Origin of the sequence: Natrinema altunense (assembly GCF_000731985.1) — an archaeon.
GTDB lineage: Archaea > Halobacteriota > Halobacteria > Halobacteriales > Natrialbaceae > Natrinema > Natrinema altunense.
The window spans coordinates 380,878-397,013 of sequence record NZ_JNCS01000002.1 but is presented as its reverse complement, the minus strand read 5'-3'; the positions used below and the strand labels follow the sequence as shown (position 1 = coordinate 397,013).

General features: G+C 64.7%; 17 protein-coding genes. 7 read left to right on the top strand and 10 right to left on the bottom strand.

Going from position 1 to position 16,136, the window contains the following annotated elements; genetic code table 11:
* Positions 1–80 precede the first annotated feature (80 nt).
* Both ALTAJ2_RS06140 and ALTAJ2_RS06135 read right to left on the bottom strand, forming a co-directional pair.
* Complete coding sequence (locus ALTAJ2_RS06140) at positions 81–455, bottom strand: TlpA family protein disulfide reductase (protein WP_007108359.1); 375 nt, start codon at positions 453–455, stop codon at positions 81–83.
* Positions 456–552: 97 nt separating this feature from the next.
* Positions 553–882: a VOC family protein gene (locus ALTAJ2_RS06135; RefSeq protein ID WP_007108358.1), complete on the bottom strand. Its 330-nt coding sequence runs from the start codon at positions 880–882 to the stop codon at positions 553–555.
* 190 nt (positions 883–1,072) lie between these two features.
* Between ALTAJ2_RS06135 and ALTAJ2_RS06130 the strand changes: the two genes are divergently transcribed.
* Positions 1,073–2,056 carry a PLP-dependent cysteine synthase family protein gene (locus ALTAJ2_RS06130; RefSeq protein ID WP_007108357.1) on the top strand — a complete coding sequence of 328 codons (984 nt, stop codon included), beginning with the start codon at positions 1,073–1,075 and terminating at the stop codon, positions 2,054–2,056.
* Positions 2,057–2,181: 125 nt separating this feature from the next.
* Positions 2,182–2,859 (top strand): hypothetical protein, encoded by a 678-nt coding sequence (locus tag ALTAJ2_RS06125; protein WP_007108356.1) that lies wholly within the window; start codon positions 2,182–2,184, stop codon positions 2,857–2,859.
* 60 nt (positions 2,860–2,919) lie between these two features.
* Here ALTAJ2_RS06125 and ALTAJ2_RS06120 read toward each other — a convergent pair whose 3' ends face one another.
* The 6 genes from ALTAJ2_RS06120 to cyaB form a co-directional block, all read right to left on the bottom strand.
* Positions 2,920–3,546, bottom strand: coding sequence for a DUF5804 family protein (locus ALTAJ2_RS06120; protein WP_049899892.1), 627 nt, complete (start codon positions 3,544–3,546; stop codon positions 2,920–2,922).
* A 245-nt stretch (positions 3,547–3,791) separates the two neighbouring features.
* Positions 3,792–4,814, bottom strand: a complete 1,023-nt coding sequence (locus ALTAJ2_RS06115; protein ID WP_239647703.1) for a C45 family autoproteolytic acyltransferase/hydolase — start codon at positions 4,812–4,814, stop codon at positions 3,792–3,794.
* A gap of 126 nt (positions 4,815–4,940) precedes the next feature.
* On the bottom strand, positions 4,941–6,119 hold the full coding sequence (locus ALTAJ2_RS06110; RefSeq protein WP_007108354.1) for a tRNA sulfurtransferase: 1,179 nt from the start codon (positions 6,117–6,119) through the stop codon (positions 4,941–4,943).
* Between the two features lie 71 nt (positions 6,120–6,190).
* The gene (locus tag ALTAJ2_RS06105) at positions 6,191–7,450 is read right to left on the bottom strand and encodes an MFS transporter (RefSeq protein ID WP_007108353.1); all 1,260 of its coding nucleotides are present in this window, start codon (positions 7,448–7,450) and stop codon (positions 6,191–6,193) included.
* 136 nt (positions 7,451–7,586) lie between these two features.
* Positions 7,587–8,792: a methionine adenosyltransferase gene (locus ALTAJ2_RS06100; RefSeq protein WP_007108352.1), complete on the bottom strand. Its 1,206-nt coding sequence runs from the start codon at positions 8,790–8,792 to the stop codon at positions 7,587–7,589.
* 92 nt (positions 8,793–8,884) lie between these two features.
* Positions 8,885–9,430, bottom strand: coding sequence for a class IV adenylate cyclase (cyaB, locus tag ALTAJ2_RS06095; protein WP_007108351.1), 546 nt, complete (start codon positions 9,428–9,430; stop codon positions 8,885–8,887).
* 88 nt (positions 9,431–9,518) lie between these two features.
* Between cyaB and ALTAJ2_RS06090 the strand changes: the two genes are divergently transcribed.
* Positions 9,519–10,478, top strand: a complete 960-nt coding sequence (locus ALTAJ2_RS06090; RefSeq protein WP_007108350.1) for an FKBP-type peptidyl-prolyl cis-trans isomerase — start codon at positions 9,519–9,521, stop codon at positions 10,476–10,478.
* Positions 10,479–10,741: 263 nt separating this feature from the next.
* Here ALTAJ2_RS06090 and ALTAJ2_RS06085 read toward each other — a convergent pair whose 3' ends face one another.
* On the bottom strand, positions 10,742–11,368 hold the full coding sequence (locus ALTAJ2_RS06085; RefSeq protein ID WP_007108349.1) for an RAD55 family ATPase: 627 nt from the start codon (positions 11,366–11,368) through the stop codon (positions 10,742–10,744).
* A 148-nt stretch (positions 11,369–11,516) separates the two neighbouring features.
* Here ALTAJ2_RS06085 and pyrB point away from each other — a divergent pair, with 148 nt between their 5' ends.
* The 4 genes from pyrB (at position 11,517) to ALTAJ2_RS06065 (ending at position 15,496) form a co-directional block, all read left to right on the top strand.
* Entirely contained in the window at positions 11,517–12,461 is a 945-nt protein-coding gene (gene pyrB, locus ALTAJ2_RS06080) for an aspartate carbamoyltransferase (RefSeq protein ID WP_007108348.1), read from the top strand.
* Positions 12,454–12,942, top strand: coding sequence for an aspartate carbamoyltransferase regulatory subunit (gene pyrI / locus ALTAJ2_RS06075; protein WP_007108347.1), 489 nt, complete (start codon positions 12,454–12,456; stop codon positions 12,940–12,942). Before pyrB ends, pyrI begins: the two co-directional genes overlap by 8 nt.
* A gap of 249 nt (positions 12,943–13,191) precedes the next feature.
* Positions 13,192–14,037, top strand: coding sequence for a glycoside hydrolase family 10 protein (locus ALTAJ2_RS06070; RefSeq protein WP_007108346.1), 846 nt, complete (start codon positions 13,192–13,194; stop codon positions 14,035–14,037).
* 259 nt (positions 14,038–14,296) lie between these two features.
* Positions 14,297–15,496 carry a hypothetical protein gene (locus tag ALTAJ2_RS06065; RefSeq protein WP_007108345.1) on the top strand — a complete coding sequence of 400 codons (1,200 nt, stop codon included), beginning with the start codon at positions 14,297–14,299 and terminating at the stop codon, positions 15,494–15,496.
* A gap of 153 nt (positions 15,497–15,649) precedes the next feature.
* Here the strand turns inward: ALTAJ2_RS06065 and ALTAJ2_RS06060 are convergent, their stop codons facing one another.
* Positions 15,650–16,090 carry a hypothetical protein gene (locus ALTAJ2_RS06060; RefSeq protein WP_007108344.1) on the bottom strand — a complete coding sequence of 147 codons (441 nt, stop codon included), beginning with the start codon at positions 16,088–16,090 and terminating at the stop codon, positions 15,650–15,652.
* Between the last annotated feature and the right edge of the window lie 46 nt (positions 16,091–16,136).

Below are 16,136 nucleotides of genomic sequence, written 5' to 3'. Positions count from 1 at the left end.
CCGATACTCGAGGGGCGACGCGTCTGGGCGCGCGGATAGCGATTCGAAAGACGGTCGGTTCGAGGCCGAAACCGGCGGCGTTACGCGAGTTCGTCCTCGAGTTGCTCGGCTAGCCAGACGGCCGGTGGCACGTCTTCCTCCTCGACGAAGCGGACGATCTCCTCGCCGTCGTCGGTTTCGACGACGATCGTCGGGATGTACTCGATGCCGTACTCCTCGACGCCCGGCCCCTGCTTGTCCTGATCGACGGAGAGTTCCTCGATACGGTCGTCGGGGACCGCGGCGGCCTCGAGCGCCGCGCCGAAGTCAGGCAGGAGAGCGCGACAGTCCTTACACCAGTCGCCACCCCAGACCGTGTACACCAGTTCGTCGCTGTGGGCCGCGAGCGTGTCGACTGCGTCCTCGTAGCTGGCCGCATCCCACGTGGGGTTCGGCCGCATGGTCTCGAGACTCATACGCACGGCTTGCGTCCGGGCGGGCTTAACGGCGATGCTTCGACGGCAGTCCGGCGCGGCCCGCTCGCGGATCGCCGGGATTCGAGGCGAGCAGCGATCACTCGAACGTCTGGAACTCGACGGTTCGTCCCTCGGGATCGGACGCAAAGAACTGGTAAATGTCGTACGTATCGTTGAACTGGGGTTCGCCGTCCGCACGGGCCTCCAACTGCTCGTACAGTTCGTCGACGCCGTCGCGACCGTCGAAGACGAACGTGACGATCCCCTCGGTATCCGCCTCCGATCCGGCGCAGAAACCAACGCGGAACGAGCCCGCTTCGAGGATGGTACACTCCGGTTGCTCGAGCCAGATCTCGGCACCGAGGTCGCGATAGAACTCGATCACGTCGTCGTGGCGCTCCGTCCGAAAGAACACGATGCCGTCCATACCGGCTACCTGTGTCACAGCGACACAAATCGGCTGCGGTCGGCGAGCGGTCGTCGCCGGCCGTGTCGGGCCGGGACGCGAGCACCGAACGCCGTCACTCTCCGGCGGATTCGATCGGGCGAGCCGATACACCGGCACGTCCTGCCTCTGTCCAGCACGGGTTTACGTCTGGACACCGTACTGCGGGTCAATGAAAGGGAGCATCCTGGACACGATCGGCTCGCCGCTGGTCCAGGTCGACTCGCCGGCGGGTGCGACGGTCGCCGCGAAGATCGAATCGTTCAACCCCGGCGGCTCGGCCAAGGACCGGCCGGCCCGCGAGATGATTCGGGCCGCCGAGCGCGACGGGCTGATCGAACCCGGCGACTGGCTCGTCGAGCCGACGAGCGGGAACACCGGCATCGGACTCGCGCTCGTCGCGGCCGCCCGCGACTACGACCTGACGATCGTCATGCCGGCGGACAAGTCCACGGAACGCCAGCGGCTGCTGTCCGCTTACGGGGCCGACCTCGAACTCGTCGAGGGGGAGATGGCCGACGCCCGCGCTCGAGCGGCGGAACTCGAGGCCCAGGGTGCGATCCAACTCGGGCAGTTCGAGAACCCCGCAAACCCCGAAGCACACTATCAGACGACCGGCGAGGAGATCATCGAGCAGGTCGGCGACCGCGAGGTCGATGCCTTCGTCGCCGGCGTCGGCACCGGCGGAACGATCTCGGGCATCGGCCGCCGGCTCCGCGAGGAGTTCCCCGACGTCGAGATCGTCGCCGTCGAACCCGAGCGCAACGCCGTCCTCTCGACCGGCGAATCCGGCAGCGACGAGTTCCAGGGGATGGGGCCCGGTTTCGTCAGCGACAACCTCGACCTCGATCTCCTCGATCGCGTCGAGACCGTGGCGCTCGAGGACGCCGAAGACGAGTGTCGTCGACTCGCCCGCGAGGAGGGAGTCCTCGTCGGTCAGTCGAGCGGCGCGACGAGTCTCGTCTCCCAGCGCGTCGCACGCGAGATCGCCGAGCCGGACCGCGAGTGTCCGGAGGTCCCGACCGCGTTCGACGAAGGCCAGCAGCCGGCTTCGCCGGAGACCGACGGCGGACGGATGGCCGACGACTGCCCGCTCGTCGTCACCGTCTTCTGGGACAGCGGCGAACGCTATCTCTCGACCGGCCTCTTCGACTGACGCCTCGGCCGTCGCGGCCGTCAGTGACCACGTGAACGCCAGGCGAAAACGCACCCGCCGTAACGAAAACCTTTCTTTCAGCTAGCCGAATGCCTTTTACTTACGAGTGCGTATTAGGTAGTACTATGACAGCCCCCTCGAGACGTGCCCTGCTCTGTGGAACCGCGTCCGTGATCGCACTCTCCGCCGGTTGTCTCGGCGACGATGCCGAGGACTCGCCGTCGAACGAGACCGAAACCGACGGCGATTCCGGAGCGCCGTCGAGCGATGACGACCCCGAAGACGGTGGCGACGGCGACGGACAAGCCACCGAGTTGGCCGGCTCCGACTCCCGGACGTACCGGTACTCGAAGCGGTCGACATCGCCCCAACTGAACCTGCTCGGGGACGATGACTCAGCCACGGACTGGCTCGCCGAGCGGGATCGAACCGCCGACTCCCTCGAGACGTTCGTCGACGAGACCGATTTCGAGACGTCGATCCTCGTGTCACTCGAGGCCGGCGCTCCCACCCCCTGCCACGAACTGGCGCTCGAGTCGATCGCTGCCGAGGACGAGCAGGTCGTCCTCGATGGGGCAGTCCGCGAGACGAGCGACGACGACGAGGCCTGTATCACGCAAGAGACGACCGTCGGACGCCTCGTTCGGGCGACGTTCGATGGGCAGCGCCTGACGACCGTCTCGGCGACCATCGAGGATCGGAACGGCGAGTCGCGCCAGTTGTCAGTGTCGCACGATACCGCGTCCGAGAGCACGGGTGCCGAGTCGTCGAATAGCTCGGACGAGACAGCCGCCGACGAGTAGGGTCGCACGTCCGCGGGACAGTCGTCGGGATGTCCGTCGAGACCGGCCTCGAAAACCGAGTTACGAGTACTCGGCTTCGGTTAGCCGGACGACGAGGGTGTCCTCGACGTCCCGCAGATCATACTCGGGAATCTCGCCGTCGACCCGGCGTACGTACAGCGGTTCGACGAGTCTGTGTGTCGGCTCGGCGACGCCCGCCCGATCGGCCCTGCTCGAGTCGCTCATCCCGGCACCCGGGTCGCTTCCGGTCCCCGTTTCGGGGCCATCGGACGCCTTCGCGCCGCCGTCGGCGTCCGCCCGGTGGTCGCCGGTCCCGGTAGCATCGTCGGCAGCCGGCTCCGACCCCGCATCCACTCGCTCGAGGCCGTAAACCTTGCAGAATTCGGCGGTAGCCTCGGGTTCGATATCGCCGTTCCGAAGTTGCGTGGCCAGCGACCGCGAGAGCCAGTCGTCGTCGCTGATGCTGGGGTCCTGAACGAGCGCCTCGTCGACGAACCTGGTGAGATACCAGTTCAGGTCGTTCAGCAGCGAGACGGCAGCACCGATGCTGACCGTCCGGACGGCCAGCGAGTTCTCGACGGGCCGCTCCAGGTCGTAGGTCGACAGCGCCTCGCGAGCCGTTTCCCGCGAGAGGAGTTCGTACTGGAGATTGGTCCCGGCCTCGCCGATGAGACAGACGCGGGTCACTATCATGTGGTGGGAGCGACGGCGTAATGTCGGTTTCGCCTTCCGTGTGTGGCGTTTGCGAACAGCAGTTCGATCGAATTACGGGTTTCCGCTATACAACTGTATCTAGAGAAAGGGGAGATCTAACCGATAATGAGAGGGTCTGCCACTCCATGGAACGGCCTTGTCGGATAATGAACCTCACTCCTTCGCTAAATGCGTCTGTAGTTCGAACAGACCGTTCGCCATTGTAATAATAGACGGACTTACCGCGATGAGTCCGGCACGGTGATCGGCACATAATCCGTCTCGGCTGGAGAATCGCGTGCAAGAAGGGCGGTCCCGCTGCCCACTTCCATCGTCCACGACCAAATTGTGCAGCGTGGGTCGTTTCCTTCGTGATCATCGGTTCGCCAACAAACTCCCGTCTCGGATTCTCCCATGACAGTCTGGAGGTCATCTAATCCAAGCGGAGTGTGGCGAGCGCGAAACCATTCTCCGAGTCTCTGGAATCGGGGGCAATCCGCTGGAACTCTGGCGGCAGGCTGGTGTCGCTGCATCGATTCCGAGGTGAACTGATTCGTCGCCCTTACAAACCCATCGTCCGGCCGTATCGTATTTACTGCAGTAGGACTCGCCTCAACTAACGCGATATTGCCCGTCGCATCCGTGACGAGAAAATTCACGTTTTGTGCGTGAGGGAGTTGCTCTAACCATGAGGCCGCTTCCGATACCGTGTGACAGGTGTCGAGGACGGTCCGGACTGCTAGCGGCCACATAAAGCCCGGTGCGTACTCATCCGTGGGAACCCCCGAGAAACCGATGGCGAGTCCAGCCTCGTTGATACCGTCAAGACGACCGACGAAGTTGTGTGCGCAACCGACACTAGCGAGACCGTCTTTTGGGGAAGTGTAGAATAACTTCGAGTAGTCACGGAACGAGGGGTAAAAGTCGTGATTGCGACCGAACAGCGGTACGTCACTCTCAGTGTGGTCGGGCGAAATCGCAACGAGGGAGCACCCCGGATCGGCGTTCAAGGCTAGCGGAATGCTTTTGACGGCCTGCGGATCGACATCCGTACAGTCGGCGATCCCTCGGAGTTCCTGAAGTAGTTCGGGAGCGTGCATCTCAACGAATGGCTCGCAGTCACGAGCGAACTGAAGCATCTCCTCGTGTCGGTCTACTGGCTCTGCCGAGACCGAATCGAGTGTCACTCCCTCCCGTTCTAATTGAGTACCGAACTGTCGGCCCATTCCGTAGTAATCTCCGCCGATATTATATTCATTCATAACGAATGTAATTGATCCCAACTATACAAAATAATTCTCATATTTGAGAATTCATAATCTTATTCACATCCGGATTATAGAATGTGTTGGCATGAATCAAGGCAAGGACGGAAAAAAGTGAGGGACTCAGGGGTCGACCAGTTCCGCGTCCGCTGCCGCGTCTTCGGCGCGCTCGAGCAGGTCGTCGGGCTCGGCGTCCAGCAACGGTTTCAGTCGGGCGTTGGTCTCGACCTGGTCGGGGGTGACGCGGTTGCAGCCGGCGTCGATCGTCGAGTCGGTGAAGGTGCCGATCTCGCGGGCCTGGGCGACGATGTATTGTTTGTCACGGGTCAATAGCGGGCGGTGGATCGGGAGTCGGGTCGCGCGGCTGGTGACGCCGAGGTTCCGGATCGTCTGGCTCGACTTCTGACCGGCGGCCTCGCCGGTGACGATGCCGTCCGCGTCGATGCGTTCGGCCAGCGTCTCGGCGGCGCGGTAGAAGAACCGCCGCAGGGAGAGCATACGGCCCTGTTCCATCTCCTCGACCAGCAGGGCCACCGTTTCGCCACCCGGAACCCGATAGGCCTGCATGTCGAAGTTCGGTGCGTACGCCGAGAGGAGGCGCACCGTTTCCATCGCGCGGGCCTCGTGGTCGATCCCGCCGTAATCCCCGAGGGCGACGTACGCCGGGACGACCGGACTCCCGCGTTTCATCATTTCGTAGGCCGCGACCGGCGAGTCGATCCCGCCACTGACCAGCGCGATGACCGGCTCTTGGGAACCAAGCGGGAGCCCGCCCGGCCCGTCGACCTGCTCGAGGTAGACGAACGCGATGTCCGCGCGTACCTCGATGCCGAACGTGAGATCGGGGTCGTCGAGGTCGACCGCGGGTTCGAACTCGTCGTCGACGGCCTCCCAGATCGCGTTCCCGGCGTCGCGAGCCAGGTCCTCGCTGTCGTAGGGCAGACTCTTGTCCGCCCGGCGGGCGTCGACCGCGAACGTCCCGCCGTCGTAGTGTTCGCGGGCCGTTTCCGCGACCGCCTCGAGAATGCGCGCTTGCTCCGTGCTGACCGTCAGGGCGGGGCTGGCGGAGACGACGCCGAAGGCGTCCGTCGCGGCGTCGGTCGCCGCTTCGACGGCGTCCTCGCTCGTGTGGATCAGCGGCCGGTTCCACCGGCGCTCGACCTCGCCCGGAACCGACCGATCCGCCAACAAGGCCTCTATGTTCTCCGCGAGGAGGTCCTCCATGTACCGCTTGACCGTATTGCTCTTTGTGTTGAGGTCCCCGTGGCGGACGAGGACGGTGTCGGCTCCCGGTGGGTGCATGGACTGTGATAGATGGTTGGGGCTATAAGGGCATTACGAGGACGGGATTCGGCCGCGGAAGCGCCAGCGCTTCAGACGATGGACTCGTCGACCGTCGGGCTCAGGTGGCCGGTGTAGGAGTAGATTCCGGCGACGAGAACGGCCCCGGCCAACAGCGGGATGAGCGCGCTGAGCGCGTACAGCACGTCGTACCCGACCGCGTTAGCGACGGGGAGCGATACCAGCGGCCCGAGACCGCCACCGACATCGCCGAAGATGTTGTTCGTCCCCATCGCCCTGCCCATCCGATCCTCGGGCGTGAGATCGGCGAGGAGGGCTGTCAGCGGGCCGCCGACGCCGCCCTGTCCCGCGCCGATGAGGGCACACGCGAGGACGACGGCTCCGAAGGAGGGGGCGACCGTGAGCACGGCGAAGCCGGCACAACTGATCGCCAGAAATCCGATCAGGACGGGCACGCGGGCACCGACGGCATCGCTGAGCTTGCCGCCGGCGATGGTAAAGACTGCCCCCGAGAGAGCGGAAACCGCCATCAGTAGCCCCGAGGTCCCCTGTTCGCCGTAGTCGATACCGTAGCCCGCGATTTCGAGCGACAGGGTCACCGATTCGACCTCGAGGTAGAGGACGAGCGTCGAGAAGAGGACGCCGATGTACGCGAAGTAGAGCCCGAAGTTGACCAGGCCGACGGTGAGTGCGGGGAGCGTCGTCTCGAGGTCCCAGGGGCTGATCGACGAGCCGGCGGTCTCGACATGGGTCTCCGGAACGATGAAGAAGGCGATGACGCTCGCGAGGGCGGCGAAGGAGGCCGCGAGAACGAACGCCGTCGCGTTGCTGTAGGCCTCGCTGACGAGCCCGCCGAGAACCATGCCGGCGGGGAAGCCGAACGTGATTCCGGCACGGACGATGCCCATGCTCGTCCCGCGCGAGCTGGCCTCGCTGACGTCGGCGGTGATCGTATACGCCGTGGCGAACACGAGCGCGCTGCCGATCCCCCACGTGACCCGTGCGAGGACGAACCAGCCCTCCGGAACCGCAGAGCGGATCGCGATCACGTAGCCGAACGTCGCGAGGCCTTCGATCGCCAGCCCGATGACGAACGGTTTCCGGGTGCCGATCCGGTCGACGAGAACGCCCGCCGGCCCGTTGGCTACCAATCGTGTCCAGCGATTCGCCGAGAGGATGACGCCGACCACGAACGCCGAAATCCCCAGTACCTCCCCGAGGTTCGGCAGGATCGGGAAGACGACGCCGCCGCCGAAGCCGACGAAGAAGGTACTCGCGACGACGGCGTAGACGACGGAACGTGATCTCGGGTGCTCGCTCGAGTCAGCCATACGAAATCGCTGCGCTTCGATTCGTAACACCGTTCACTGGCCGGACGCTTGATGATTCCGACAACGGACGTATCGTGCCGGTTTCGGGTCGGTACCACGGGTGGCACGACCGGCCGGCGTGCGGACAACTAAGGGCTTAGAACGTCGAGAGTTCGCCGTCGATCACGCTACGCGTGATTTCGGTCACGTTCGCGAGTTCCCGATCGACGATCGCGGCGGCGTCGTCCTCCACGTCGGATACCGTGATGCCCTCGTCGGTAACGACCTGTACGTCGGCGACGTGGGGCTGGTCGATCGGCCGGCCGATCTGCGACAGGAGACGCACGCGCAGGTCGCGGATGCCGTCGACCTCGCTGACGACCTCTTCGGCGATCTCCGTCGAGAGCAGGTTGTAGATCTTCCCGATGTGATTGACCGGATTCTTGCCGCTGGTCGCTTCCATCGACATCGAACGGTTGGGCGTGATGAGCCCGTTTGCGCGGTTCCCGCGGCCGACGGAGCCGTCGTCGCCCTGCTCGGCGGACGTTCCGGTGACCGTGAGATAGATCGACCCCTCGTCGTAGTCGTCGGCCGTATTGACGTGCACGTCGACGTCGCGGTCGGTGTGCTCGCGCGCCACGTCGTCGACGAACTCCCGGACGGACTCGACGGCCTCGGCGTAGTCGTCGAGATCGGCGACGTACTCGTCGACCATCGCCGCCGCAACGGTGACGTCGATCTCGTCGCCCTCGCGCTTGCCCATGATCTTCACGTCCGGCCCGAGTTCGGGGTTTTCGTCAGCGTACGCCCCGTTCAGTCGCCGTTCGGCCTCGAGAACGATCCGCTCGGTCTCGGTCAGCGGCGCGTGGCCGACGCCGAAACTCGTGTCGTTGGCCATCGGAACGCTCACTTCGTCCTCCCCGAAGACTTCCTGCAGGTCGCCGCTTCCCTCGCCGAGTTTGACGTCGACTACGACGTCCTCGCCGACGGTCAGTTGAGGGATGTTCTCCTCGAGGTACTCCCGTGCCGCCCGCAGGGCGATGGTTTCGGCGGGGATCGTCTGGCCCTCGTAGTGTTTGGTCGCGCGGCCGACGATCAGCAGATAGATCGGGTCGACGACCTCGCCGCCGCCGAAGGCGGGCGCTGCCTCGCCGGCGACGAGTTGCGTCTCGTCGGTGTTGAAGTGCAGTACTTCGCCGACGCGATCCAAGTACTCGCGTGCGAGCGCTCCCGCGACGCTCTCGGCGATGCCGTCACAGATAGAGTCGGGATGTCCGATCCCCTTTCGTTCGACGATTTCGACCTCCTGGTCCTCGACCGCTTGCCGGTCGATAGACTCGATTCGGATGTTCCGCTCGCTCATTGGCGGCCCTAAACGGAGCGAGGTGGTATAACTTGCGAAAACAGACACGAGAGGGAAAATGCTTATGCGTTATGTCCCTGTCGGCGAACGGCCTATTCGGAGCCCAGCAGCAAGCCGAGATAGGACGTCCGAAGCTGGTCGTCCGGTTCCAGTTCGAGCCGCTCGAGTACGTCGTAGGCTCCGTCGCGAGCCCCCTCGAGATCGGACTCGTCCTCGACGTCGGTTTCGACTTCGACGTACTCGCCGACGTCGTCGACCGAATCGAGGGTGACGGTGTACCCCTCGAGCGCGAACCGTTCGCGCTCCTTGCGGACCGTCGCGGCGGCCTTGAAGCCGAGGTTCGTCAGGATCGCGTCGGTCTGCTCGTGATCGCCGACGGCGGTCTCGACTTCCTCGCGGGTCTTGGACTCGTCGTCGACGAGCGGGCCCTTGTAGGTGATGCGGGTGTCCGCGGACCCGCGATCCGGCCGTTCCGATCGAATCCGCAACGCCTCGTCGGTCTCGGTGAACTCGCGGTGAGGGGCGTCGTAATAGGTGTCGACCTGTACGACGCTCCCGCGAGACTGTGCCCCGACGGCCTCGAGGCGGTCACGGACGGCCGCGAGATCGGCGGGGACCTTCACTTCGACCTCGTACATGCCCGGGGGGACGGCCGGCGGTCGTAAGTATCGGTCGCTCTCGTTCGAAAACGTCGTACTTAAATGTCGACGGCGGGACGTACAACGTATGACTGAGGATCAAGAGGCCGAGCTCGAGGAGCAGGCCGATGACGTCGACGAAGAAGTAGCCGAGGAAGACGCCGACGGACTGCAGGAAGGCGACTTCGTCGAACTCGAGTACACCGCGTACACGACCGAGGACGAACAGCTGGTCGATACGACCGACCCCGAGGTCGCCGAGGAGGAAGGCGTCGACGAGCAGGGTCAGGAGTTCAAGCCGCGAACGATCGTCGTCGGCGAGGGTCACATCTTCGAGGCCGTCGAGAACGACATCGTCGGCTCCGAGCCCGGCGACTCCGGGACCGTGATCGTCCCCGCCGAGGACGCCTTCGGCGAGTACGACCCGGACGACGTCCAGACCGTCAGCGCCGAGAAGATCGACGAGGACGACCGCTACCCCGGTGCGAACGTCCAGATCGACGGCCAGCAGGGCTACATCAGCACCATCATCGGCGGGCGCGCCCGCGTCGACTTCAACCACCCGCTTGCGGGTGACGACGTCGAGTACGAGTACACGATCGCCGACGAGGTCGACGACCGCGAGCAGCAGGCCGCCGGCCTCTTCGAGATGTACCTCGGGATGGAGCCCGAACTCTGGATCGAGACGGACGAAGTCGAGGAGGAGGTCCCCGTCGAGCCCGACGACGACGAGGACGAAGACGCCGAGCCCGAGTTCGAGACCGAAACCGTCGAGAAGGAGACGCTCTATCTGGAGGCCACGCCCCAGATGACGATGAACCAGCAGTGGATGATGGGCAAACAGCAGATCGGCCAGGACATCATCGAGAAGATCGGCGTCGACCGCGTCATCGTCCAGGAAGTCATCGACGGCATGGGCGGCATGGGAATGGGCGGTATGATGGGCGGCATGGGCGGTATGGGCGGCGGCGATATCGAGGAGGCCCTCGAGGACGCCGACGTCGATGCCGACGAGATCGTCGACGAACTCGAAGGCGCAGAGGAATAAGAACGCCGCAGTCGCCGGCCGGTTTCGGCTCGGTGACGACCACGAACGTGCGTTTTCGACTTTTTCGTGTCCACTCGTAAGGCCAGCCGACCACGAGTGATTCGATGGGCGACGCCTCGGGGCCGGGGTCAACCACTGAGATCGCCGCGTTCAAACAGTAACTCCGCCTCGACGGTCACCGAACGGACCGCCGCGACCACGCCGTTTCTCACGCCCGAACAGGCGGTCCGACGGACGCGACTGGGTCCGTCCGGCGGCGTCGATCACGCGATGTCGCGGCTCGTGTCGATCGCGACCTCCTCGGTCAACTCGAGTTTGATCGCGTCGGTCGGTTGGCTCCCGCCGCGGAACTTGGGGATCGTCAGGTGGTTCTCGAGTTCGGTGCCGGCGATCTCGGTTCGGAGATCGAAGACGGCGTCAGCGGCGTGGTAGGTCCGCACCCGGTTTTCGGGCTCGTCTCGGCCTTTCAGGCAGTGGAGGACGGCGATGCTCCCCGTCTCGAGCATCTTGGTTTTGAGTTCGTTGAGAAAGGTAACGTACGCGTCGGTCTCACACCGCTCTAAGACGTCCATCGTGTCGATGATGAGGTTTGCCCCGTCGGGGAGGGCTCCGATGAGCCGGGTCGCCTCCTCGAGCGGCGTATCGCTGGTGACGTGTCTGACCGTCGGGCTCCCGACCGAGGACGGCGAGGCCTCGATGGCGTGGCGGACGGCGTCGTCGGAGCGTTCCGTCGAGAGGTAGAGCGTCCCGCGGGCGGCGGTGAGTTCGTAGAGCAGGAGCTCGGATTGGCTGGCCGGGTCGGCGGTGTAGGCGACGATACACCCCGGCGGGAGTCCGCCGTCGAGCTTTCGATCGAGGACGTCGATTCCAGTGTCGAGCCGGCCGACCATACAGTTGTCTCCAATTGCTGTAGTGCCTCTATAACTCTTTGCCTTAAGTTTTGCTCCCTGACATCGGGGCTGACGGCGCGCCCGGGGTCGACGATTCATCGTATCGAATGGAGAGATTCAAGGGGCACGCCACAGCCTACACGAACGAATGCGTCACGATCACCTCATCACGAGCAAACAACTCTCTCGGGGGGCCATCGAGACCGTCCTCGACTACGCGGCCGAGATCGACGCCGATCCGTCGGCCGTCGCCGACCGCCACGCCGACACCCTGCTCGGCCTGCTCTTCTTCGAACCGAGTACGCGGACGAAGATGAGCTTCGAGACCGCGATGAAACGACTCGGCGGCGACGTCGTCGACATGGGCTCGGTCGACTCCTCGAGCGTGAAGAAAGGGGAAACGCTCGCCGATACCGTCCGGGTCATCGAGGGGTACGCGGACGGACTCGTCTTGCGCCACCCCAAACAGGGCGCGGCGACGATGGCCAGCGAGTTCGTCGACGTTCCGCTGGTGAACGCGGGGGACGGCGCGGGCCACCACCCCACACAGACGATGCTCGATCTCTACACGATCCGGGAGAACGCCGGCCTCGACGACCTGACCATCGGGATCATGGGTGACCTGAAGTACGGTCGGACCGTCCACTCGCTGGCCTACGCGCTGACGAATTTCGACGCCCAACAGCACTTCATCAGCCCGGAGAGTCTCCAGTTGCCCCGCGAGGTCGTCTACGACCTCCACCAGCAACAGGACGGCACGGGGATCAAGGAACACGACTCGCTCGAGGAGGTGCTGCCGTCGCTGGACGTGCTCTACGTCACGCGGATCCAGCGCGAGCGGTTCCCCGACGAAAACGAGTACCAGAAGGTCGCCGGGGAGTACCAGATCGACGCCGACACGCTCGCGGCCGCGAACGACGAGTTGACCGTACTGCATCCGCTGCCCCGCGTCGACGAAATCGCGCCCGAGATCGACGAGACTCACCACGCGGCGTACTTCGAACAGGCACACAACGGCGTCCCGGTCCGGATGGCGCTGCTCGACCTCCTGTTGAGCGACGACAAGCGTATCGGCGGTGATAGCGATGAGTGACGATCACGATCACCACGACGGGAACGACGACCACGAACTGCGGGTGAGCAAGATCCGCGACGGCACCGTCATCGATCACGTCCACGGCGGGCAGGCCCTGAACGTCCTCGCAATCTTGGGTATCGACGGTACCGAGGGCGAGGAGGTCTCCGTCGGGATGAACGTCCCCTCGGATCGGCTCGCGCGCAAGGACATCGTCAAGGTCGAAGGCCGCGAATTGAGCCAGGACGAGGTCGACGTCCTCTCGTTGATCGCGCCCGATGCGACGATCAACATCGTCCGCGACTACGATGTCATCGAGAAACACCGCGTCGAACGCCCCGACGTCGTCGAGGGCGTCCTCTCGTGTCCCAACGCCGGCTGTATCACGACCGGCGACGAGCCCGTCACCTCGCGGTTCTCGGTGCTCGAGGACGGCGTCCGGTGTTCGTACTGCGAGACGATCGTTCGCGACGAGATCGCGTCGCTGATCGATACCTGACCCGGGCATCGCGGCCGACGGGTCGGATTCTCTCTCCGAGACGAGTATCCAGAATACATAAGTATTTGCCGGCCGTTTTTCCCGACGTACATGTCACGTACCGCCAAGATTGCGCTCGCCCTGTTCGTCATCGCCGTCCTCTACAAGGTCGCGTTTAGCGGCTCGTCGGACGTCGAAGTCGACTACGAACCGACCGAAGAATAACGCCGATTCCGAACGGCTTACGGGGACGGCGGCGTACACTGAGCTATGTACGGCGTCGTCACCCGGAACGCCGAAGAAGTACGGTGGCCGGAGTTCGACCGCGGCTTCTACGAAGTCAAAGACGTGACCGGCCGGTCCGCCGAACCGATCGCCGACGGGGTAAACATGGTCTCGTGTTTCGGCGACAACGCCGCCGCCGACGCCGACCCGTCGCTGGTGCCCGTCGACGACATGGGTCGGCCGGCCGACCGCGAACGGTCCTATTTCGACTGGGCGTATATCTGTCCCTCCCGCGAGGACTACCGGCAGGGCCTGTTCGACGTCATCGACGACTGCGTCGCGGAAAACGAGGACGTCCGCCTCGACGACATCGGCTTTCCCCGCGCGGAGTACTGCCGGTGTGGCGTCTGCGAGCAGGCCTTCGACGCCAGCGAGTACGACGACCGCATGGCGTGGCGGGCAAGCGTCATCACCGACTTCGTCGCCGAAGCCGCCGACCGCATCCCTGGCACCGTCTACATGACCCTCTATCCCGATCCCTACCCGGGTCATCTCTACGAACGGGCCGGTATCGATCTCGAGGTCATCGAGGAGTACGTCGACGAGTTCGTCGTCCCGCTGTACGATACGGCGTACGGCACGACCTACTGGCTCGAGACGATCGCGAAGGGGTTCGAGAGCGCGCTCGAGACGCCGTTTAATATCGAATTGTACGCTGTAAACGTCGACGTCGATAACCTGATCCACGCGCTCGAGGTCGCCGAGGAGTACGCCGAGGGCGTCTTCTTCGGCTACGAGGCGAGCAACGGGCGCGCGGCACTGCGCCGAATGCAGGCCGACCAGCGCGACGGCGTGACACACGGCGACCCGGGGACGGAATCGGACCCCTGACGGGGACGTGCCACGCCGGGGATCGGTCCGACGTCCGCTCGAGGCGATCGTAAGCGGCTATTACGCACCCGTGGCCGGTCTTGTAACGGATTACTCGGGCCCGATGCGAGGGATCGCCAGCCCGACTTTTCGATCCGGCGTCGGTCGGTTACGAGCGATTGGGCCAGCCGATCGACTGCAACCGACGACGCCCTTTATTTGCGTCTCGGTCGCCTGCAGTCGTGACCGAGGATCGGCGCTCATCGTGGATCCTCAGGTGATGACTATGAGAGAGCAACAGAGCCAGCAGCCGACGGACACGAACGCCGAGCGGATGGCGGAGTCGACGATGAACCAGAGCCAACAGGCCATGGAACAGCTCTTGGACCTCCAGCGGAACGCGGCTCGGATGACGCTGAGCGCGCTCCAGTGGCAGGAGACCGCCCAGCAACAGGGCCTCGAGATGACGAAGTCGATGCTCGAGAGCGTGCCGGGGCCGCAGTTTACCGAGTCGATGATGGAGAGCTATCTGCAGGGCATGGAGGCCGTCATGCCGGAGATGGAGCAGGTGATGGAACAGGGGATGCAGGCCGCCGCCCAGCCCCAGATGGAACAGATGGAGCAGATGGGGTCTCAGATGCAGGGGATGGGGTCACCGAGCGGGATAGCAGAGCAGGCGGGTCACCAACAGGGACCACAATCACAGCCGCAGACTCGACTGCAACCACAGCCGCAAGCGAGCGGGCAGCAGCGCCCGCGGCCGCAAACGGAACAAGGGCCGAGCGGCCGTCCGCAGCCCCAACAGCCACAGCAGCGACCACAGCCACAACAGTCGGGGCAGTTCCCACAGACGGGTGAGTGGGTTACGCCACAGGAATACGGCGGCGAGTCGACCGGCGCGGCCGGCCCCCAGCAACGGCCGATGGCGGCTGCACCCACACGCTCGAGCGATGTCGGGACCGGACAGTTCGGCGGCCAGTCACAGGGTGGCGAACCCGACCGGCCCCATCGGGGAGCCGAAGCGGGGCGGGGCTCCGGACGGGACCAGTTCGAGGGGGAACGACAGCCCCAACCGCACGGATCACAGCCGCAACCGGAAGCACAGCAGGGTACCGGACAGCCCCACAGCGGTGCCCGGACACAGCGCCGGAGGGAGCACGAGCAGCCGGATCAGGGTCAGCAGTCGCCCCCGGGACGGACCGACCAGGGACGTTTGCGAGACCAGTACTCACAGCGAATCGACACCGACCAACGCGAGAGAGGGGAGCAAGGCCGACACCGACGCGGCGGCCGATCGGCCGCGCGCGATCGACCCAGGCAGGAGTCGGGAGCGGAAACCGGCCATGACCGGAACCGCGATGAAAGGACCCGCCCTCACGAGCGGCGGGCCGGTGAGGAGCCGGACGTACCGTCGGAGCAACCCCAGCGGCGGACCGAAGAGAACAGCGGTAACGAAAAGCGAGGCTCGAATCAGCAGTGAACCACGGGCGCGGCGCTTCCCGGTCCCTAATCGCTACTCGAGGGGCGTGACACCGACGAGGACAGCGGAGCCACTCGGATCGATGGTATCGACCCGAAAACGGAATCGGATCGCGGTCGCGACCCCCGACTCGAGGGAGCGGAAGAAACGAGGTTACCGGGTGTCGTCGCCAATCGAGCCGTCGTCATCGTCGTCGCCGATGAGTTGATCGTCGTCGTCGCGGATCACGCCCTCGTCGTCCCGACCGCTGATATCGTCTTCGTCCCGGTCGATGCCGCGGTCCTCGGTTCCGGTGTCGGTCCCGGTCTCGCGCCCCATCTCACCGCCACCGGTGGCTCTCGTATTGCGGCCGGAGAGGTCGGTCTCGAGATGGACTTCGTCGTCCGTCACGCGGCTGACTGCCTCTGCCTGGAGCGGATAGGTACTTTCGCCGCTATCGCTCCAGCCGAGTGTCGCCTTGATCGAGTCCGTGATCCCGGGGTCCGGTTCGACGTGGGCCGTCCCGTGTTCGACGTCGACGACCATCCCGACTTCGTCACCGTTGGCGTTGACGACGCGTTTGCCGATGTCGTCGTCGGTAAACTGTGCGGACATTGCACGCCGATTGACGGTCCATTCGCGCAAGATCGTGGTGCTTGCG